Raw genomic sequence first — 19,820 nt, 5'->3', positions numbered from 1 at the left:
CCGCTAGTGCCCGCAGGCGACGCCGATCAGTTCCGGATGCACGTCGCCGCGGATCGCCACATCGATCAGGAACGGCCCACGCTCCGAGAGCGCCCTTTCGACGGCGGGACCAATGTCCGCTTCCGTCACCACTTTCACGCCCGGAACGCCCATGCCCGCCGCCATCTCGACAAAGCCGAGTTCCGGCTTGGAAAGATCGAAGGACAGGGGATAGGCGCCCTGTTCTTGTCCGCGCTCCTCGCGGAACTGATGCAGGTTGAGCTGCAGCAGTTTGTAGGAACGGTTGGAGCAGATGACGAAGACGACATTGAGATCGTGCCGTGCCGCCGACCAGATCGCCTGGACGGTGTACATGCCGCCGCCATCGCCGGAAAAGGCGAAGACCGGGCGGCTGCGATCCGAAACCGCCAGCCCGATGCCGCCGGCCATCGCCGTGCCGAGCGAGCCGCCGCGGACCTGGAAGAAGGAGTTTTCCTGGAGCGGCGGCAGATGCCGGGTGAGTTCCGGCGAAGACGTCAGCGCCTCGTCGAAGACCAGCGCATTGGCCGGGATTTTCGGGCCGAGCACCCGCATGAACTGGGCGAATTGCAGCGGCGTGCCGCTGAGCGTCGCGTCCTTGGCAAGCATCGCGTCGGCCGCCGCCTTCTTCTTTTCGCCCGCGTCCTTCACTGCCGTGACGATCGCCGTCTTGCGTCCTGTCGAGAGCTTGCGCTCCACGGCATCTGCAAGCACGTCCAGTGTCAGCCTCGGACTGGCGATGACGCCAAGATCGGCCGGATGGTTCTTGGCGATGTTGTCTGCAATGAGATCGACATGGATCACCTTGGCGCCGGCGGCGAAAATCGTGCCGAGCTCGGGAAACACTTCCGGCAGCACATAGGATCCGGCAATCAGATTGACATCGCCGCCTTCGGTGATCGGCTTGGACTGGAAACCGAACATATGGCCGGTCTGCCCGGCCCAGAGCGGATGGCCGGGCGGCATGTTCTCGTCGCCGGCATCGACGCCCCAGACAGGTGCTCCAAGCGTCTCGGCGAGCCGCACGAGCGCTTTCTGCGCGCCGTCCCAGGCAATGCCGTCGCCGACGAAGATGCGTGGTCGCTGAGCATTCGCCAGCAATTCCGAGGCATGTTCGATAAAGGCGGCGGAAGGCATGACGTCTGTGTCGGGGATCAATGTCGCCTCGACCGCCTCGACCGCCTCGGCGTCGAGAATATCCTCCGGCAGGCAGACATAGACCGGCCCCATCGGTGGCGTCGCGGCGATCTTGATGGCGCGCTTGAGCGTCCTCAGCAGCGAGGCCGGATGCACGACCATGGTCGACCATTTGGTCACTGGCTTGGCCATGGCGACGAGATCGCCGGCCATCTGCGCGTCGAGATTCTGGTAGGCGAGGCCGGCATCGCCGCCGATCACCACCAGCGGGCTATGGCCGCGCATGGCCTGGTAGAGCGCACCGATGGAATTGCCGAGCCCGGGCGTCGAATGGATCTGCACCACGGTCGGTTTGCGCGTGGCGCGCGCATGCGCATCGGCCGCCATCACGGCGATCGTCTCCTGCAGTGTCAGGATATAGTGCAGTTCCGGCACATCGCTCATTGCGTCGAGCAATCCCTGCTCGACGGTGCCGGGATTACCGAAAATATGCGTCAGCCCATCGGCGACGAACTGCTCCAGGATCGCTCTGTGGCCCGTGCGCGCCATACTCACCATCCCGAGCGCTTGAGGCCGTTGTCGAGCACGTCGACGAAGCGCTCGCCGAATTCGTGGCTGCACTGCAGCGAGCGGGCTGTGATGAACGGATAGTCGACGATGACGGAAGTGCGCTTGCCGAAATTGCCGTGATACTGGCCTTCCGGACCGACCGCATCGGCAAGGATATATTCCAGCACATAAGGTGGCGGACCCATGTTGAAATCGGTGCCCATGAAGCCGGTGCCGTCATGATAATCGTATYCGATGCAATGGCCGGTGACATGCTTGCCGCGAATGATTGCCCGGCGCTCGTTGAAATCGCGGGCGAAGACCAGCGTTGCCACGCCATAGCAGATCGCCCCGATCGGCTTGCCGGCGGCATGGAAGCCGAGCACGAGATCATGGACGCGCTGATTGTTGACCATGTCGATGATCGGACCGCTGCCGCCGACCAGCAGGACGGCGTCATATTTCTGGGCCGCTTCGGCCTGCGACGCCTTGCGGGCTTCGTAATAGGCTTCGAGCTTGCGGAGAAAGGACTCGGCCGAATAATAGGGCCTCTCCGGGAACCAGGCCGACAGGTTGATCGGATTGTCCGTGCGGTTGGTCGCCTCGAAGGCCTTGACCAGTTCCGCATCCTCCGGCGTCGTCACGCAGACGCCAAGCGGCGGATCCATATAGTTTGTGTCATAGCTCGGCGGCAAAGCCGGCGAGCGCTTGCCCTTCGGCGTGGTGAAATCGAAGCTATAGCCGGCGGCTTCGAGCTTCCTCAGGGGACCGACGAGCTCGATGCCCCAGTAGCCCCATTCGGACATGACTGCCAGAATCTTCTTGGTCGCCATTTTCGGATGTCCTTTCCAGAATGCGATGACATATGAGCTTTGTCCGGAGCGACCGACAGCCATGTCCGGATGATGTCAGGCGCGCCGTTTGCGGGCGGTTAACCCTCCGTTCCGATCAACCGGCGCCATGCATATTCTTGTTAACGAGACTGCCTTAGCGTCGCCGTCAGCGCATGAAACGGGCAGCCGCCAGCTTAGAGGATGTGCGGCAAGGGCTGTCTTGACGATGGGGACGCAACGATGACTGACAATGTCTTTTCGCACACGCATGTTCATCTTCCGACGCGCGAACAACGCAGCATCTGGGTCCGCTATCTCAGCCACTCCGTACGAGTAAGAATCCACGCCTTCGTCAGCCGCTATATCGCTCCGATCGCCCGCCACCCGGCGATGACGCTGTTGACCGGGCTTGGCCTTTTCTTCAGCGGCATCGCGGAGGCCTTTGCGCAAATCTTCACCGATTTCGAGAGCGTCATCGGCGCCCGCGAAGGCGTGATCCTCCTGGGGCTGATCACCTTTCTCAAGGGCCTCGCCGACATGGTGGAAGCCTCCGAATGGCTGTCCAAGGGGATCGAGGAAGAACAAGCCCAGGAGCATCACTGATCCTTTCCCGCCTCAGCCGATCGTCTCTACGATTTCGCTTTCCAGGATGACCTTGCCGACATCGCCCTTGGCGTTGACGATCGAAAGATCAAAACTGTCGCCGCGGCGCTCGATCAGGAAGGCGAGATAGCGCAGTGCTTCCGGCGCGATCGCGGTCAGCTTCTTGGCATCGAKCTTGATCTTCGTGGCGCCGGCCGCGAACGCATCTTCGATCGTGGCCTCCAACTCCTTGATGTCATGCGCCGTCAGTTCGCCATCGAGCGAGATCGTACCGGTCTTGCCCTTGACACCGAGGAGGTCGGCATCGAAGCGCACCGAGGACGGGATCAGCCGCACGCGCACCTTGATCTCGCCATGCTGTTCCGGAAGGTTGACGGTGAGACCATCGGCATCGAAATCGTCATAGGAATGGCCGTCCACCCAGACGTCGGAAATCTTGATCGATCCCTTCGGCAGGATATCGGGCGAGACGCGCAGTTTGCCGTCCGCGAAGCCGCCGGGCTTCGGCTTGAACCAGAGATCGAGCGGCTCGCGCATCACCAGCAGGTTGGAATAGGTGGCCGCGAGATAGGCGAGTTCGCAGGAATGGTAGCCGGCCATGGAATGGCTGCCCTTGCCGCGTTCGGTGCCCAGCGCATAGGGATGACCGTTGGCCAGCACGTTGAAATATATGCCGCCTGCCTCCGTATCGAGGAACCAGGCATTGTAGAAAGCCGCCGATTCCCGCGCGAGCCGATGATACTGATCCTTGTCGGTGATGCCGGCGAGAATGTAATAAGCGAGGATGCCCTGTTCCTGCTGCCACCAGGCTTTGCGGTCGTGCCAGGCATAGCGGTGGAATTTGTGACCCGGCTGCAGCACGCGGTCGACCACGTCGTACCAGCCGCCGCGCTGCGTATCCATGCCATGCACCGGCATCAGGCCGGCGATCTTCTCCGACAGCGCGACATAGGCATCCTTGTGCTTGAGGCTGTCCATGCGCATCAGGTTCCAGGCGATCTTCAGATTGTGGCCGACCACGGCACGGTTCTGCTGCCAGCCCCAGCTCTGGTCCTTCGACCAGTCCGAGAAGAACTTTTCCTGGACGAAGGCGCTCTCGTCATAGTCGGGGAAGTGGCTGGCGATCGTGTCGAATGTATATTCGAGGAAATCGGCCCAGCGCTTGTCGCCGGTGGCGAGATAGAGATTGATCAGATAGGCGGGCGCATGGTCACCGACCGAGTTCCAGTTCTTGCGCGCCTTGTTGTGCTTAAGACTGTCGGAAAGCGGCGACAGCGTGATCGGATCGAGATGGCTATAATAGCCGCCCACTTCCGACTTGTCCTTGAAGAAGCGATCGAACAGCGCGATCGTCGCCTCGGCATCCGACATGATGTCCGGATCGCCGGTGATGCGATAGGTCTGCATCGGGCCGGCCAAGGCATAAATCTGCTCGTAGCAGGGAATGGCGTCATAGTCGTCGCCGAATTCGGACGCCAGCACCTTGTGCTCGGAGCCATCCTCGCGAATGTCGACGGCGTGATACCAGAACACCACGCCTTCGGACTTGTCCTCGAAGCGCATATGGTCGCGCAGATATTTCGTGCCGGCCTCGGCGGCTTCGAGATAGCGATCCTCGCCGGTCATCAGGAAGGCTGACGCGAAACCATAGACCAGGCGTGAGATCGTGTCGGTCTCCTGGCGGCCGTTGCGGGTCTTCTGGCCCATTGCGGTCAGCACGGTGCGGTATTCCTTGTAGTCGATCGGCTCCGACGTGCCGAATTCGGCTTCAAGGAAGAAATCGGCGATCTGCGCCACCTGCTTCACCCACCAGTCCTGCCGTTCGAACACCCAGGCGCTCTCGGTGCGGCCGGCGAAGATGATGTGCTTGGCCTCGAAGGTCACCGGTGTCGCTTCATTGCCATCGGGATAAAAGACGCCGTAGACGAAGAGATAGCGGCCGGGCACCAGCATGTCGCGCAACTGGTCGCTGGCATTGATGAAGCCCTCGCCGAGATTGCGGATGATCTCGGCATAGATATTGGCCGCCAGGATCACGCTAAAGGGCCGCTTGTCGCTGGTCTCCATCTGGAAGATGCCGGCCTCCGCATCGAAGGAAGTCACATAGCCGGCGATCAGGTCCGAAAAGGTGAAGTCGAGTTTGTTCATGAGAAAAGCTCGTCCGTTCGGGTGGGATTGAATGGATTATTTCGAAACCAGCACGACCACGCTGCGACCGCCCATCAAATACCGATCCTCGTGATGAGGCGGCGACATGCCGGGATCACAGACATCGTCGGGGGAGGGCAGCGACGTGTCGACCACCCGATGCCATATACGTCCCGGAACCGCCGGAACGGCCATTGAGACAGGCTCCCAGTACATGTTGGCCATCAGGTGGATATCCTGCTCGCTGCCAAAGCCGCCGAGCGTCATGCCGAGCACGCGGGCATTGCCGTCATTCCAGCCCGGCCGGTCGAGATCGGCGCCATGCCAGCTGACATCCGCGAGGCCGCGATCATTCCTGCGGCCATCGAAGAAGCGGGCGCGATGAACCGTCGAATGATGCCGGCGGAACCAGGTCATCAGCATGAAGAAGCGATGCATGTCGCGGCGCTTGCTCACCGCGTCCCAGTCGAACCAGGTGAGTTCGTTGTCCTGGCACCAGGTATTGTTGTTGCCGAGCTGGCTGCGCCGCACCTCATCGCCCATGACGAACATGGGCACGCCCTGGGACATCATCAGCAGCGTGAAAAAATTGCGAATCTGCCGTTCGCGCAGCGCCTCTATCTCCGGGTCCTCGCTCGGGCCTTCGGCACCGCAGTTCCAGGAGATGTTGGCGTCGACACCGTCGCGATTGCCCTCGCCATTGGCGGCATTGTGCTTGCCGTCGTAGGAGACGAGGTCGTTGAGCGTAAAGCCGTCATGCGCGGTAATGAAGTTCACGGAATTGACCGGCAAATGGCCGTTCGATTCATAGAGGTCGGCGCTGCCCGACAGGCGTGCCGCGATCGAGCCGACCAGGCCTGGCGTGCCTTTGACGAAATCGCGCATGTCGTCGCGGAACTTGCCGTTCCACTCGGCGAAGCGATAGCCCGGGAAGCGGCCGACCTGGTAGAGGCCGCCGGCATCCCATGCCTCGGCGATGATCTTGGTATCGGCCAGTGCATCTTCGAGCTCGATCTGCCAGAGAACCGGCGGATAGCGCATCGGTGCCCCGTCCGGCCCGCGCGACAGAACCGAGGCCTCGTCGAAGCGGAAGCCGTCGACGCGCATCACCTCGACCCAGTATTTCAGCACGTCGACGATGAATTTCGACACGACCGGATGATTGCAGTCGAGTGAATTGCCGCAGCCGGAATAGTCGGCATAGTAGCGCCGGTCGCGCTCGGAAAGCATGTAGTAAGTTGCGTTGTCGATGCCGCGGAACGACGTCGTCGGGCCACGCTCGTTGCCTTCGTCGGTGTGGTTGAATACCACATCGAGGATCACCTCGATGCCTTCCTTGTGCAGCGCCTTGACCATGTCGCGGAATTCGTCGGCATGCGAGCCGCTCTCCGGCGTTAGGCAATAGCCCGAATGTGGGGCGAAGAAGGCGATCGGCGCATAGCCCCAATAGTTATAGAGCTTTTCGCCATCGACCTCATGGAAGTCGGTCTGGTCGAAATCGAACACCGGCAACAGTTCCACAGCGGTAACGCCGAGCTGCTTGAGATAAGGGATCTTCTCGATCACCGCGCCGAACGTGCCGGGATGGCCGACGCCGCTATTGCCGCGGCGGGTAAAACCGCCGACATGCATCTCGTAGATCACCGTCTCGTTCATCGGTGTGGCCGGATGCTTGTCGTTTTCCCAGTCGTAACCCTCGACCTCGATGATGACGCTGCGCATCGCCGTCTTCATGTTGTCGCCGGTGCCGCAGGCGTCGCCACGGTTCCACAGCGTTTTCGAAACGCCGCGGCCATAGGGATCGAGCAGCACCTTGGTGGCATCGAAGCGATGGCCATTCTCGACCGCTGAGGGACCGTCGACGCGATAGGCATAGTGCATGCCCACCACCGCACCCTCGATGAAGCAGTGCCAGAAATGGAAGGTACGGTGGCACTCCGCGCTCATCTCGACCGTGGCGATCGGTATGATGTCGTCATGGTCGCTGAAGATTAGCAGCGTCACCATCTGGGCATTTTCGGAAAAGAAGGAGAAATTGACGCCGTTGTCGCGCGGCCGTGCGCCAAGCGGATGCGGGGTGCCGGGATGGACCTTGAATTTCTGTGCGGCGCGCCCCGAAATTCGACCGACATTCACATTGTGGCTGGGGTTTACGATGGCATCCATGGAGAACACTCCCGTTCGGTGGACCGAATGCACGCGCAAAGGCAAGCACGAGCCGAAACGACTCCGCTGCGAACCTGATGCGATGAAACTCCGAAAAAGTACTGTTTACGCAGCACAGGGATAGGCCCGCTCACTCCTCGGCGCCGTCCAACCTCAGTCTAATACGTAGTGCACTTGGAATAAAGGGTAGTCTTAACCCGGCCGGCTCTTGATGGACGACCGCACACCTCTCACCAGGAACGTCCTAAATTCTAACTCTAGGCCCCCAGCGTTGAGACACTGTTGTCGATTCGCAGGGCGATTGCAATAGCGATCTAAACCAATGATAGGGTTGCTAAATTGATGGTTAAGCAACGGCAGTCATTTAGTCCGCTAAGGTCTTTGTGATCCATTTCGGGACTTGGATTTTTGATTCATTTCAACCAGTTAAAGCTTTGGAAAACAGATTGTGCTCTCATGCCGACTGCGAATTTCCAGATTTTTATTGTCCAGAAAAGCGAGAGCGCAAATGACCGCTGTCAATGTCCAGCAGGCTGCCGAAAGTTCGCATGATTTGTTGCTCATGGTCGCCGTCCTCGGCGCTGGCGCGCTCTCGGTTCCGCTGTTTCGCCGCATTGGGCTTGGTGCGGTTTTTGGCTATCTCGCCGCCGGCCTTGCCGTGGGGCCCTTCGGCTTCCGCCTTGTTCCGGATCCGGAGAAGATGCTGCACTCTTCCGAGCTCGGCGTCGTCCTCTTCCTGTTCATCATCGGGCTGGAGATGAAACCGGCGAAACTCTGGCGGTTGCGCTCGCAGATTCTCGGTCTCGGCGTATTGCAGGTGGTACTCTGCTCGGCCTTCCTGACGGCGGTCGGCATCTGGCTGGGCTTTCCGCCGGCAATCGCCTTCGTTGCCGGCATGGGCTTCGTTCTGACGTCCACGGCAATCGTCATGCAACTGCTTCAGGAGGGAGGCGAACTGACCAGCACGGGCGGCGAGAAGATCGTCTCCGTGCTCTTGCTCGAAGACCTCGCGATCGTGCCGATCCTTGCCGTGGTGGCGCTGATGTCGCCCGCTGATTCCGACGGCAATCTCACGACCCGCCTGATTGCAATCGCCGTCGCCGGCGGCGTGGTCGCAGCCTTCCTGCTGCTCGGCGGCAGGATACTCAATATGTTTTTCCGCATCGTCGTGCTCTCCGGCGCCCGTGAATTGACGACGGTCGCCGCCTTGGTCATCGTGCTCGGCGCCGCGGTCTTGCTGGAGAATACCGGCCTCTCCATGGCGCTTGGCGCCTTCCTTGCCGGCGTCGTGCTGTCGACCTCCAATTTCCGCCATCAGCTGGAAGAGGACATCACGCCCTTCCGCGACCTGTTGATGGGGCTGTTCTTCCTGGCAGTCGGTATGTCGCTCGACGTCGAGGTCGTGGCGAAGCACTGGCATTTCCTGCTGCTGGCGGTGCTGAGCTTCATGGTGGTAAAGTCGCTGGTCATCTATCTGCTGGCCCGGGTTCTGAAATCCAACCGGGTCGAGGCCCTGAAGCGGGCGGTCATGATGGCGCAGGGCGGGGAATTCGCTTTCGTTCTGTTCACCACGGCAACCTCATCGAACCTGATGGACAGCGACACCAATGCCATGCTGACGGCGGTCGTCATCCTCTCCATGGCGCTGACCCCGATCTCGCTCTTCGCGTTCAACCGCTTCCTCAACTGGAACAAGTCGCTCTCGGCGGAGGCAGCCGAGGCCGACAGCGGTGCCGCTTCGGTGATGATCATCGGCTTCGGTCGTTTCGGTCAGGTCGTCGTTCAGCCTTTCCTGGCGATGAACCAGCACGTCATTGTCGTTGAAAAGGATCAGGCGTTGGCCGACGAGGCGGAGAAATACAGCCTCGTCAATTCGTTGCACGGCAATGCCTCCGATCCGGTGGTGCTGGAGGCGGCGGGCGTGCGCAACGTCAAGCTCATCCTGGTCTGTACCGATGACCGCAAGGAGACGACACGGATCGTCAGCTATCTCCGTCAACGCCTGCCGGAAACCAAGATCATCGCGCGCGCCCATGACGAGGAGCATGCGTTGTCGCTGGCGCGCGCTGGCGTCGAGTGCCACGTACAGGAAATTCTCGAATCCGCCGTGGCTTTCACCGAACATGCCATGCGCGAATTCGGCTTCAGCGACGAAAAGAGCGAGCAGTTCCTCGAGGCCTTTCGCCGGCGCGAGGCCGATCATTTCCAGATGCAGCTGCTGAGCGGCATGCCTTCGAGCCGCGATCTGCTTGCCGTCGCCGAAGCCAGGCCGTCCGAAGGTGCGGCCCAGTCGGCAGCGTAGCGGATTTTGCAGATTTACCACTCGTCCTCTCCCCGTTGAAACGAGGAGAGGATTGCGCGACCCAGGGCGGATAAGATGCGCGACCGTTTATCCGCAACCAATTCGGTTACGATCTGGCAGCGCCGCCAGCGAGCGCTCCGGCCTTAACTTACCGATCAATCGTCGTCATCATGGCCGCTCCATAGCGTGGTCCAGCCACCTTGCCGGGGGCCATGACGTCGTCGAGCCTCCGCATTTCCTCTTGGTCGAGAACAATCGACGCAGCAGCGACATTCTCCTCGATGTAGGTGCGGCGCTTGGTGCCCGGGATCGGCACGATGTCGCCGCCCTTGGCCAGCACCCAGGCGAGTGCAATCTGACCCGGCTTGGCATCGTGCGTCGCGGCGATCTCCCGGACGATGCCGGCCGCCCGCATGTTCGCGTCGAAATTCTCACCCTGGTAGCGCGGATCATTGCGGCGATAATCGCCTTCGGGATAGTCCTCCGCGCGCTGCACCGCACCGGTCAGGAAGCCGCGGCCAAGCGGGCTGAAAGGCACGAGCCCGATACCGAGTTCGCGCAGCACCGGGATCACGTCCGCTTCGAGATTGCGCTCCCATAGCGAATATTCGCTCTGCAGCGCCGAGACCGGCTGCACCGCATGCGCCCGGCGGATATTGGCGATGCCGGCCTCCGACAGGCCGAAATAGCGGGCCTTGCCCGCACGGATCAGATCGGCAACCGTACCGGCGACGTCTTCCATTGGCACGGCCGGATCGACGCGATGCTGATAAATCAGGTCGATGTGATCGGTCTGCAGCCGCTTGAGCGAGCCATCGACAGCCCGGCGGATGTTTTCCGGGCGGCTGTCGCGTTCGGCGAGCTTTTGCTTGCCGTTTTCGATCCTGAAGCCGAATTTTGTCGCGATCGTCACCTGGTCGCGGCGGCCCTTGAGCGCCCGCCCGAGCAAATCCTCGTTGGTGTGCGGCCCATAGACTTCTGCCGTATCAAGGAAAGTGCAGCCGAGTTCGATGGCGCGATGCAGCGTGGCGATCGATTCCGCCTCGTCTGCCGGACCATAGGACTGGCTCATGCCCATGCAGCCCAGGCCGATCGCCGATACTTCCAAGCCCTGTGTGCCAAGTTTGCGTTTGCCCAGCATGTTGAAGCCTCTTCGTCACTATTTGAAATCTGCGTGGCCGACCGCGTTCTCTCGCGACCGCCGCATGCGAAACCTAGCGCTGCCCGGCGCCGATCGAAATACCCGATACTTCGGATTTCTTGCGCAATCGTCCAAAACGCGCATGAGCGAAGAATTATTTAAACTTAAAGTATTGGAATATAAAAATCTTTCTACGAGGAAGTTGCGTTCCCCGGCCTCAGGCGGCCTTGTAGCTTTCCAGTGCCGCAACCATCTGATCGGGCTCCCGGACGCCGTGGCGATAGAGCTGAATCAGTGAGCGGGCCAGCTTGCGGGCTTCGGTGTCATCGCCATAGAGCGACAATTGCACGCTTAGGATAGTGAATGCGGTCTGCAGCGCTTCGAGATCGCGTGGACTGAAGACCCCGATATCCTGACTTTCCAGCAAATACCTCATGTATCCTCCCAGATACCGCCCGGCCTCTTCGGGCCAAGCCATGCCAGTCCTCAAATGCGGACCGTGCTTCCTGTGTACCACACAACGAAGCGCTTCGCAGCACTTTCATGTCGCAATCAAGATGAATTGAGAAGCTGGCTTTTCTAAGCCGCTTTCGAAGGGAGGGGCATTTGGTCGCGCCGGGCCCGCTCGGAAGCAGGCCACCGGCGCGTGCATTTTATCTGCTGCTTACTTTGCCGCGTCCAGCGTCTGCTGGCACCAACTGGGGCCGCCGTCGGGGCCGGGCTTGTCGACAGAGGCGTCGATCGACTTGATCATATAGTCGGAGCCGACGATGAGTTTGACCTGGCAGACGAGATAGTCGGTATGGGCCCGCGCGACCAGCTTGCGGTTCTTGCCTTCGCCCTTGTACTGCGCTGGCGTGCGGTGATGACTGTAGCCGCCGCGCCAGACATAGGTCGTCGTCGAGCCGCTCTCCTCGTCGGAAACCGGCGGACCATAGGCGGCGAAGAACTTGCCGGCATTGGTGCCGACCCAGCGCTTGGAGAGCGGATCGCCAGAAAGCGACGCGGTGGTGGTGCAGCCAGCGACGGTCATGGCCAGGCCGGCGATCAGGAGACTACGGAAATTCATGCCTTCAATATTCCTCAGGAGGGACCGGTTACGCCGGTTTCGACGCGGGTTTGGGAGAACGCTGAAAACCGCCATAGCCAACCTCTCAACAAAACGAAATGGGATTTTCCGCTATCCACGCGGATTTTGCGCGAGGTTGTCTTAATTGTTACAGACGGGGCTCCACTTTTGACCGGATGGAAAATAATTCCTCCAATTCCTATTGCTTTTTGGAATGAAATATCATCCATTCAGGCACAACCGGGCCGGTAAGAAGCCGGTGCGGAGGAAATAAGGGGAAATCCATGAAGAAGCTTTTTACCCTACTCGCAGCCACTGCCATCGTCTCGACCTTCGCCTTCGGCGCGTCCGCAAAAACGCTGGTTTTCTGCTCCGAAGGTTCACCCGAAGGGTTCGATCCCGGCCTCTACACATCGGGCACTACGTTCGATGCCTCCTCGAAGACGGTCTACAATCGCCTCGTCGAATTCAAGCGCGGCACGACTGAAGTCGTCCCCGGCCTTGCCGAGAAATGGGAAGTCTCCGACGACGGCCTGACCTACACGTTCCACCTGCGCAAGGGCGTCAAGTTCCAGGCCACCGATTTCTTCACGCCGACGCGTGACTTCAATGCCGACGACGTGATCTTCACTTTCGAGCGCCAGAGCGACAAGAAGAATCCCTTCTTCACCTATATCAGCGATGCCCAGTACGGCTACTTCAACGACATGTCGATGCCGTCGCTGACCAAGTCCTGGGAGAAGGTCGACGATTACACGGTGAAGCTCAATCTCACCGCCCCGAACGCGCCGATGATCGCCAACCTGGCGATGGATTTCGCCTCGATCGTGTCGAAGGAATATGCCGACAAGCTCCTGGCCGACAAGACGCCGGAAAAACTGAACCAGCAGCCGCTCGGCACCGGTCCCTTCGCTTTCGTCGCCTATCAGCAGGACGCGATGATCCGCTATAAGGCCAATCCGAACTATTGGGACGGCGGCAAGCCGGCGATCGACGATCTGGTCTTCGCCATCACGCCCGATCCGGCCGTGCGTCTGCAGCGCCTGAAAGCAGGCGAATGCCAGATCGCGCCCTATCCGAATCCGGCTGATATCCCGGCGATGAAGGCTGACAAGAGCCTGACCGTGATGGAGCAGCCCGGCCTCAATGTCGGCTATCTCGCCTACAACACGACCCAGCCGCCTTTCGACAAGGCTGAGGTGCGCAAGGCGCTCAACCAGGCGATCAACAAGCAGGCAATCCTCGACGCCGTCTATCCCGGCATCGGCCAGATCGCCAAGAACCCGATCCCGCCGACCATGTGGGCCTATAACCAGGACACGGTGGACGACAAGTATGATCCGGCTGCTGCCAAGGCGGCTCTGGACAAGGCGGGCGTCAAGGACCTTCACATGAAGGTTTGGGCGATGCCGGTTTCGCGTCCTTATAACCCGAACGCGCACCGCATGGCCGAACTGATCCAGGCCGATTTCGCCAAGGTGGGCGTCACGGTCGAGGTCGTCTCCTACGACTGGACGCAATACCTGAAGCTCGCGGGCGACCCGAAGCATGACGGTGCGGTGCTGGCCGGCTGGACCGGTGACAACGGCGACCCGGACAACTTCCTCGCAGTCCTGCTCGGCTGCGGCGCCGTCGGCTCCAACAACAAGGCGGCCTGGTGCGACAAGGACTTCGACGCCCTGACCAAGAAGGCTTCCGAGATCAGCGACCAGGCCGAGCGCAAGAAGCTCTACGTCCAGGCGCAGGACATCTTCAAGAAGGAAGCGCCCTGGGCCACGATAGCCCACTCGCTGGTGACCATGCCCATGTCGACCAAGGTCAAGGGCTATCTGATGGATCCGCTGGGATCGCATCGGTTTGATGGCGTCGACATCGCAGAATAGGACAAACCTTTCGCTTGCAGGCGCCGCCGTGATCCGTCACGGTGGCGCTTGTCTGCATTTCGCCACCGCGTCTGTTCCGACAGGCCCACGTGAGCGTCCAGCCAGGAAAGTCCTATGATTGGATTTCTGCTCAGACGAATTGTCGTGCTGATCCCGACCTTCATCGGAGTCACACTCGTCTCGTTTTTCTTCATCCGCTTGCTTCCCGGCGATCCGATCACTGCCATGGCGGGCGAACATGGCGTGTCGCCGGAGCGTTATGCGGTACTGGCCCACCAATTCGGCTTCGACCGGCCGATCTACATGCAATATCTCGACTATTTCTGGGCCATCGTACATGGGGATCTCGGCCATTCGATCGTCACCAAGCGGCAGGTGATGGACGAATTCCTGTCGCTGTTTCCTGCGACACTGGAACTGTCGCTCTGTGCCATCATCCTCTCTGTCTGTCTCGGCGTCCCGGTCGGCGTGATTGCTGCACTCAAACGCGGCAGCTGGCTTGACCAGACGCTGATGGGCGCCGCGCTGGTGGGCTATTCCATGCCGATCTTCTGGTGGGGCCTGCTGCTGATCATCTTCTTCTCGGGCTATCTCGGCTGGACTCCGGTGTCCGGCAGAATATCCTTCATGTATTTCTTCCCGTCGGTGACCGGCTTCATGCTCATCGACAGTTTGGTCTCCGGCCAATCTGGTGCCTTTGGCTCTGCCATAACCCACCTGATCCTGCCGACCATCGTGCTGGCAACCATTCCGCTTGCGGTCATTGCCCGTCAGACGCGCTCGGCCATGCTCGAAGTGCTGGGCGATGATTATGTCCGGACCGCCCGCGCCAAAGGCCTCTCGCCTTTCCGCGTCGTCGGCTTGCATGCGCTCAGAAACGCGATGATCCCTGTTGTCACCACGATCGGCCTGCAGATCGGTGTTTTGCTCACCGGCGCGATTTTGACCGAGACGATCTTCTCCTGGCCAGGCATCGGCAAATGGATGGTCGACGCGGTGTTCAAGCGCGACTATCCGGTGGTGCAGGGCGGTCTGGTGATGATCGCCGGCATTATCATGGTGGTGAACCTGATTGTCGACGTGCTCTATGGCTTTCTCAATCCTCGTATCGGAAGGTAGGCGAGCAATGGCAAATTCCGAGACCGTACGCTCCGCTCCGCCTTCGGCATTGGCGGAATTCTGGTTCTACTTTTCACGCAACAAGGGCTCTGTCATCGGCTTGGTCGTCTTCGTGTTGATCCTGCTGATGGCGATCTGCGCGCCGCTATTGGCGCCGCACGCGCCGCAGGATCAGAACCAGGGCCTGCTCCTGCTACCGCCGGTCTGGATGGAGGGGAGCCGTGACACTTTCCTGCTCGGTACCGACGCCGTCGGCCGGGACATCCTGTCACGGCTTATTTACGGTGCGCGCTTCTCACTGTTCATCGGCCTCGTGGTGGTGACGTTTTCGGTGCTTGTCGGCGTCCTCGTCGGTCTGATCTCCGGTTATTTCGGCGGCCGCGTCGACACTGCAATCATGCGTGTGATGGACGTGATCCTTGCCTTTCCGTCCCTGCTCCTGGCGCTGGTTCTCGTCGCCATCCTCGGCACCGGCCTGACCAACGCCATGATCGCGATCTCGCTCGTCAACCAGCCGCATTTCGTCCGGCTGACGCGCGCGGCGGTGTTGACCGAACGCGGCAAGGACTATGTCGTCGGCTCGCGCGTCGCCGGTGCGGGCATGTTCCGGCTGATGTTCATCACCATCCTGCCGAACTGTCTCGCCCCGCTGATCGTGCAGGCGACGCTCGCCTTCTCATCGGCGATCCTCGACGCGGCGGCACTCGGCTTTCTCGGCATGGGCGCCCAGCCGCCGACACCGGAATGGGGCACGATGCTTGCCGAAGCCCGCGAATTCATCCAGCGCGCCTGGTGGGTGGTGACGTTTCCGGGACTCGCGATCCTGATCACCGTGCTTGCCATTAACCTGATGGGCGACGGCCTGCGTGATGCGCTTGATCCGAAACTGAAGAGGTCGTGACCATGCCTCTGCTTGAAATCCGCAATCTCACCGTCGAGTTCGAAACCACGTCCGGCCTGTTCCGCGCCGTCGATGGCGTGTCGCTGACCTGCGACCAGGGCGAAATCCTCGCCATTGTCGGCGAGTCCGGTTCCGGCAAATCCGTCGCCATGCTGGCGTTGATGGGCCTCTTGCCCTGGACCGCCAGGATCACTGCCGATGTCATGCGCTTCGACGGCAAGGACCTGATGACGCTCTCCAGCAGTGCGCGCCGCAAGATCATCGGCAAGGACATGGCGATGATCTTCCAGGAGCCGATGACCTCGCTCAATCCCTGCTTCACTGTCGGCTATCAAATCGACGAGGCGCTGAAGACCCATCTTGGTCTCACTGCCGGGGAACGCAAGCGGCGCTCGATCGAACTGCTGCGCAAGGTCGGCATCCCGGCGCCCGAAAGCCGTCTCCGGAATTTTCCGCACCAGATGTCGGGCGGTATGAGCCAGCGCGTGATGATCGCCATGGCGCTCGCCTGCAATCCGAAGCTGCTGATCGCCGACGAGCCGACTACGGCGCTCGACGTCACCATCCAGGCACAGATCCTTGACCTGCTCATCCGCCTGCAGAAGGAAGAGGGCATGGCGTTGGTACTGATCACCCACGATATGGGCGTGGTTGCCGAAACGGCAGAGCGCGTTCAGGTGCAATATGCCGGCCAGAAGGTTGAGGAACAGGCGGTGATCCCGCTGTTCACCGACCCGCATCATCCGTACACGGCAGCTCTTCTGGCGGCTTTGCCGGAACGCGCCGTGGCGGGCGGCCGCCTGCCGTCCATCGCCGGCGTCGTGCCTGGCCATCACGACCGGCCGACCGGCTGCCTGTTTTCACCGCGCTGCCGTTTCGCCACCGATCTCTGTCGCCAGACTGTCGAGCGGCAGGGAGCGGAATTCGGCTCCGCGCTCTGCAACTACCCGCTATCGCATGGTCAGCCGACGGGCCATCCCAGCCGCGTAGGAGAATTGGCATGAATGAGATCATCCGCGGCAAGGACCTCAAACGCTTCTACGATGTCGGCGGCGGCGTGTTCTCCAAGCCTGCAACGGTCAAGGCTCTCAACGGCCTGAGCTTCTCGCTCGAAGCGGGCAAGACGCTGGCCGTCGTCGGCGAATCCGGCTGCGGCAAGTCGACCCTTGCCCGTCTCGTCACCATGATCGAATACCCCACCGAAGGCGAACTGACGATCGATGGCGTGGTCGCCAGTCCCGGCGTGCACGAACTGCGCGCCACGGTGCAGATCGTCTTCCAGAATCCTTACGGCTCGCTCAATCCGCGCCAGAAGATCGGCACGATCCTGGAAGAGCCGCTGAAGATCAATACCAAGCTCACCGCTGCCGAACGCCGTGAGCAGGCGCTCGATATGATGCGCAAGGTTGGCCTCCGCCCGGAACACTACGACCGCTACCCGCATATGTTCTCCGGTGGCCAGCGGCAGCGTATCGCCATTGCCCGCGCCTTGATGCTGAGGCCGAAAGTGCTGGTGCTCGACGAGCCGGTTTCGGCGCTCGACCTCTCCATCCAGGCGCAGGTGTTGAACCTGCTGATGGACCTGCAGAAGGAAATGGGCCTCGCCTATCTCTTCATCTCGCACGGGCTGTCGGTGGTGCGCCATATCGCCAATGACGTCCTGGTCATGTATCTCGGCAAGCCGGTGGAAACCGGACCAGTCGCAGATGTCTATGCCCATCCGCGACATCCCTACACGGCAGCCCTGCTATCGGCCACGCCGATCGCCGATCCGACGCACAAGAAGAACCGCATCGAGCTCAAGGGCGAACTGCCGTCGCCGCTCAATCCACCCTCCGGCTGTCCGTTCAACCCACGCTGCGCCTATGCCACCGACATCTGCCGGCAAAGCTTTCCCGAAGAGACGGCGGTGGGGGCGCATCGCTTCCATTGCTACCATCCGCTCTGAGCGGATGCGCATCGTTGTCGCAGGCACTAAAAAACTGGAGCGCAATACTCAGCTTCGTGTATAAGGCGCAAAACTGGACTGTGATGGACATGTTTCCATTGCGGCCGCCATTCACGCCCGAGTTCTGATCCACCATGCGTCCTGCTATTCTTGTTCCCGGCTTCCTGGCCCTGTCGCTCGCGCTGCTCGGCGGTGCGACGCTCGCGCAATCCGATAAGTTTGCGACCAAGGAGGCATTGGGCGAGGCGCTGTTCCATGACAAGAACCTGTCGAAGAACCGCACCGAAGCCTGTTCGACCTGCCACATGCCGGATATCGGTTTTTCCGATCACCACAACACTGCCGGCGATGCGGTGTCGCGCGGTGATGACGGCAAGTCTTTCGGCGACCGCAATGCGCCGACGGCGACCTATGCCGCTCTGAGCCCGCCTTTCCACAAGGACGCCAGCGGCATCTATCTCGGTGGCCAGTTCTGGGATGGCCGGGCTGCGACGTTGGAGGATCAGGCGGGCGGACCGCCGCTCAACCCGGTCGAGATGGGCATGCCGGACGAAAAGTCCGTCGCCGCGCGGATTGCCGAGAATGCGGATTATGTGAAGGCCTTCACGGCGCTGTTCGGTGCCGATGCGATGCAGGACCCAGAGAAGACATTCCGGTTCGCCACCGAGGCGATCGCCGCCTTCGAGCGCACCAAGTCGTTCTCGCCTTTCGATGCCAAATATGACCGCTATCTGCGCGGCGAGGCGAAGCTGACCGACCAGGAGGAACTCGGCCGGACGTTGTTCTTCTCCACCCAGTTCGCCAGCTGCAGCCTCTGCCACGATCTCAAGGGCAATGATGGCACCTACGAGACCTCGACCTTCACCTCGCACAAATATTTCAACATCGGCGTGCCCGCCAATCTCGACGCGCGCAGGATGAACGGCTCAAGACCCGGCTATGTCGACATCGGCCTCTCCGCCAATCCGATGGTGCATGGCGATCCGGCCGAGCGCGGCAAGTTCAAGGTGCCAAGCCTGCGGAATGTCGCGGTCACCGGCCCTTACATGCACAATGGCGTCTTCAAGGATCTGCGCACCGTGGTGCTTTTCTACAACAAATACAATTCGATCAAGAAGAGCCGCCAGATCAACCCCGAGACCGGCCAGCTCTGGGCTCCGCCTGAGATCGCCGACAATGTCGCGATGAAGGAACTGACCACCGGTCCCGGCCTGGACGACAAGCGCATCGACGCACTGGTGGCCTTCCTGAAGACGTTGACCGACAAGCGGTACGAGCCTTTGCTCAAATAGAGCCTGTTACGCCACGCTCAGCATCGGCTCGACATTCGTATCGACGTGCGGCTTGACGACGATTTCGACATCCTGTCCGAGTGCGACCAGGAAACGCATCAGCCGCTCGACCGAAAACTGCCGGAAGTCACCATGCAGCATTTTCGAGATATCGGGTTGCTTTACTCCGAATAGGGACGCCGCCTCAGCCTGCTTGAGGCCGCGCTGCTTCATCAGTTCATCGATCTTATAGACGAGCCTTGCCTTGATCAGATGGGTCTCGGCATCCGGCAGGCCAATGTCGGCAAAGACATTGCCGCTGCTTTCCTCATATTCGATTGCCTTGGTCACAACATCTTTTCCTTGTGCAACTGCTGGGCTTCCTTGAGACGCTGTTTGATGAGATTGAGATCTCCCTTTGGCGTTGCAATGCCTTGCTTCGACTTCTTCTGAAAGGCGTGCAACACATAGACAGCGGATTCGAAACGCACCGTATAGATCGTTCGGAAGGTATCACCGCGAAAGTCGTCGACGACTTCAACAATGCCTGCATCACCGGCACCCTTGAATATCTTGGCCTTGCGGTACCGTCCGCCCATTTGCGCTTGAAAGAGCGCATAGCCCATTTCCGACTTCACCTCGACCGGGAAACCGTTGAAGTCCTTCCGGCTTGATCCAACCCAAACAAGCGATTTCATCAGAGTCCTTCAGAATTAAAAGGAAAATAATAGT

At 60.5% G+C, this 19,820-nt stretch carries 17 protein-coding genes; 8 read left to right on the top strand and 9 right to left on the bottom strand.

All coding sequences use genetic code 11. The features are described from left to right. Positions 1-3: 3 nt before the first annotated feature. Positions 4-1,704 carry a thiamine pyrophosphate-binding protein gene (locus AC1DYF_RS26590; RefSeq protein ID WP_477880081.1) on the bottom strand — a complete coding sequence of 567 codons (1,701 nt, stop codon included), beginning with the start codon at positions 1,702-1,704 and terminating at the stop codon, positions 4-6. A gap of 2 nt (positions 1,705-1,706) precedes the next feature. Then, the gene (locus AC1DYF_RS26585) at positions 1,707-2,537 is read right to left on the bottom strand and encodes a type 1 glutamine amidotransferase domain-containing protein (protein ID WP_477880079.1); all 831 of its coding nucleotides are present in this window, start codon (positions 2,535-2,537) and stop codon (positions 1,707-1,709) included. A 240-nt stretch (positions 2,538-2,777) separates the two neighbouring features. Between AC1DYF_RS26585 and AC1DYF_RS26580 the strand changes: the two genes are divergently transcribed. Continuing rightward, positions 2,778-3,140, top strand: coding sequence for a hypothetical protein (locus AC1DYF_RS26580; RefSeq protein WP_477880078.1), 363 nt, complete (start codon positions 2,778-2,780; stop codon positions 3,138-3,140). Positions 3,141-3,152: 12 nt separating this feature from the next. Here AC1DYF_RS26580 and AC1DYF_RS26575 read toward each other — a convergent pair whose 3' ends face one another. Both AC1DYF_RS26575 and glgX read right to left on the bottom strand, forming a co-directional pair. Beyond that, on the bottom strand, positions 3,153-5,288 hold the full coding sequence (locus tag AC1DYF_RS26575; protein ID WP_477880076.1) for an AGE family epimerase/isomerase: 2,136 nt from the start codon (positions 5,286-5,288) through the stop codon (positions 3,153-3,155). 36 nt (positions 5,289-5,324) lie between these two features. Then, positions 5,325-7,454 (bottom strand): glycogen debranching protein GlgX, encoded by a 2,130-nt coding sequence (gene glgX / locus AC1DYF_RS26570; protein ID WP_477880075.1) that lies wholly within the window; start codon positions 7,452-7,454, stop codon positions 5,325-5,327. 508 nt (positions 7,455-7,962) lie between these two features. Here glgX and AC1DYF_RS26565 point away from each other — a divergent pair. Next, positions 7,963-9,756: a cation:proton antiporter domain-containing protein gene (locus AC1DYF_RS26565; protein WP_477880073.1), complete on the top strand. Its 1,794-nt coding sequence runs from the start codon at positions 7,963-7,965 to the stop codon at positions 9,754-9,756. Between the two features lie 148 nt (positions 9,757-9,904). Here AC1DYF_RS26565 and AC1DYF_RS26560 read toward each other — a convergent pair whose 3' ends face one another. From AC1DYF_RS26560 to AC1DYF_RS26550, 3 genes are all read right to left on the bottom strand, one after another. Then, complete coding sequence (locus AC1DYF_RS26560) at positions 9,905-10,897, bottom strand: aldo/keto reductase (RefSeq protein ID WP_477880071.1); 993 nt, start codon at positions 10,895-10,897, stop codon at positions 9,905-9,907. Positions 10,898-11,114: 217 nt separating this feature from the next. Further along, complete coding sequence (locus AC1DYF_RS26555; protein WP_477880069.1) at positions 11,115-11,333, bottom strand: hypothetical protein; 219 nt, start codon at positions 11,331-11,333, stop codon at positions 11,115-11,117. 228 nt (positions 11,334-11,561) lie between these two features. After that, positions 11,562-11,966: a hypothetical protein gene (locus tag AC1DYF_RS26550; RefSeq protein ID WP_477880067.1), complete on the bottom strand. Its 405-nt coding sequence runs from the start codon at positions 11,964-11,966 to the stop codon at positions 11,562-11,564. Between the two features lie 284 nt (positions 11,967-12,250). Here AC1DYF_RS26550 and AC1DYF_RS26545 point away from each other — a divergent pair, with 284 nt between their 5' ends. The 6 genes from AC1DYF_RS26545 to AC1DYF_RS26520 all read left to right on the top strand — a co-directional run bounded on the left by AC1DYF_RS26545 (position 12,251) and on the right by AC1DYF_RS26520 (position 19,109). Beyond that, complete coding sequence (locus AC1DYF_RS26545) at positions 12,251-13,849, top strand: ABC transporter substrate-binding protein (protein WP_477880066.1); 1,599 nt, start codon at positions 12,251-12,253, stop codon at positions 13,847-13,849. A 114-nt stretch (positions 13,850-13,963) separates the two neighbouring features. Next, positions 13,964-14,968, top strand: a complete 1,005-nt coding sequence (locus AC1DYF_RS26540) for an ABC transporter permease subunit (protein ID WP_477880064.1) — start codon at positions 13,964-13,966, stop codon at positions 14,966-14,968. Between the two features lie 7 nt (positions 14,969-14,975). Continuing rightward, positions 14,976-15,869 carry an ABC transporter permease subunit gene (locus AC1DYF_RS26535; RefSeq protein ID WP_477880062.1) on the top strand — a complete coding sequence of 298 codons (894 nt, stop codon included), beginning with the start codon at positions 14,976-14,978 and terminating at the stop codon, positions 15,867-15,869. 2 nt (positions 15,870-15,871) lie between these two features. Next, positions 15,872-16,873 carry an ABC transporter ATP-binding protein gene (locus AC1DYF_RS26530; RefSeq protein ID WP_477880117.1) on the top strand — a complete coding sequence of 334 codons (1,002 nt, stop codon included), beginning with the start codon at positions 15,872-15,874 and terminating at the stop codon, positions 16,871-16,873. Then, positions 16,870-17,817, top strand: coding sequence for a dipeptide ABC transporter ATP-binding protein (locus AC1DYF_RS26525; protein WP_477880060.1), 948 nt, complete (start codon positions 16,870-16,872; stop codon positions 17,815-17,817). Before AC1DYF_RS26530 ends, AC1DYF_RS26525 begins: the two co-directional genes overlap by 4 nt. Before the next feature lie 134 nt (positions 17,818-17,951). Next, positions 17,952-19,109, top strand: a complete 1,158-nt coding sequence (locus tag AC1DYF_RS26520) for a cytochrome-c peroxidase (protein ID WP_477880058.1) — start codon at positions 17,952-17,954, stop codon at positions 19,107-19,109. 6 nt (positions 19,110-19,115) lie between these two features. Here AC1DYF_RS26520 and AC1DYF_RS26515 read toward each other — a convergent pair whose 3' ends face one another. Together AC1DYF_RS26515 and AC1DYF_RS26510 are read right to left on the bottom strand one after the other, a co-directional pair. Next, positions 19,116-19,388 carry a helix-turn-helix domain-containing protein gene (locus AC1DYF_RS26515; protein ID WP_477880115.1) on the bottom strand — a complete coding sequence of 91 codons (273 nt, stop codon included), beginning with the start codon at positions 19,386-19,388 and terminating at the stop codon, positions 19,116-19,118. A gap of 47 nt (positions 19,389-19,435) precedes the next feature. Further along, the gene (locus tag AC1DYF_RS26510) at positions 19,436-19,786 is read right to left on the bottom strand and encodes a type II toxin-antitoxin system RelE/ParE family toxin (protein WP_477880056.1); all 351 of its coding nucleotides are present in this window, start codon (positions 19,784-19,786) and stop codon (positions 19,436-19,438) included. Positions 19,787-19,820 lie beyond the last annotated feature (34 nt).

It is taken from the genome of Rhizobium sp. P2_G9, from assembly GCF_056403475.1.
This window is presented reverse-complemented; position numbering and strand designations above follow the sequence as displayed.

Excerpts from the sequence above, each read along its gene's own strand:
- AC1DYF_RS26545 (WP_477880066.1), top strand. The coding sequence starts at position 12,251 with ATGAAGAAGCTTTTTACCCTACTCGCAGCCACTGCCATCGTCTCGACC.
- AC1DYF_RS26580 (WP_477880078.1), top strand. The coding sequence starts at position 2,778 with ATGACTGACAATGTCTTTTCGCACACGCATGTTCATCTTCCGACGCGC.
- AC1DYF_RS26560 (WP_477880071.1), bottom strand. The coding sequence starts at position 10,897 with ATGCTGGGCAAACGCAAACTTGGCACACAGGGCTTGGAAGTATCGGCG.
- AC1DYF_RS26555 (WP_477880069.1), bottom strand. The coding sequence starts at position 11,333 with ATGAGGTATTTGCTGGAAAGTCAGGATATCGGGGTCTTCAGTCCACGC.
- AC1DYF_RS26590 (WP_477880081.1), bottom strand. The coding sequence starts at position 1,704 with ATGGCGCGCACGGGCCACAGAGCGATCCTGGAGCAGTTCGTCGCCGAT.
- AC1DYF_RS26520 (WP_477880058.1), top strand. The coding sequence starts at position 17,952 with ATGCGTCCTGCTATTCTTGTTCCCGGCTTCCTGGCCCTGTCGCTCGCG.
- glgX (WP_477880075.1), bottom strand. The coding sequence starts at position 7,454 with ATGGATGCCATCGTAAACCCCAGCCACAATGTGAATGTCGGTCGAATT.
- AC1DYF_RS26510 (WP_477880056.1), bottom strand. The coding sequence starts at position 19,786 with ATGAAATCGCTTGTTTGGGTTGGATCAAGCCGGAAGGACTTCAACGGT.
- AC1DYF_RS26525 (WP_477880060.1), top strand. The coding sequence starts at position 16,870 with ATGAATGAGATCATCCGCGGCAAGGACCTCAAACGCTTCTACGATGTC.
- AC1DYF_RS26540 (WP_477880064.1), top strand. The coding sequence starts at position 13,964 with ATGATTGGATTTCTGCTCAGACGAATTGTCGTGCTGATCCCGACCTTC.
- AC1DYF_RS26550 (WP_477880067.1), bottom strand. The coding sequence starts at position 11,966 with ATGAATTTCCGTAGTCTCCTGATCGCCGGCCTGGCCATGACCGTCGCT.
- AC1DYF_RS26535 (WP_477880062.1), top strand. The coding sequence starts at position 14,976 with ATGGCAAATTCCGAGACCGTACGCTCCGCTCCGCCTTCGGCATTGGCG.
- AC1DYF_RS26565 (WP_477880073.1), top strand. The coding sequence starts at position 7,963 with ATGACCGCTGTCAATGTCCAGCAGGCTGCCGAAAGTTCGCATGATTTG.
- AC1DYF_RS26530 (WP_477880117.1), top strand. The coding sequence starts at position 15,872 with ATGCCTCTGCTTGAAATCCGCAATCTCACCGTCGAGTTCGAAACCACG.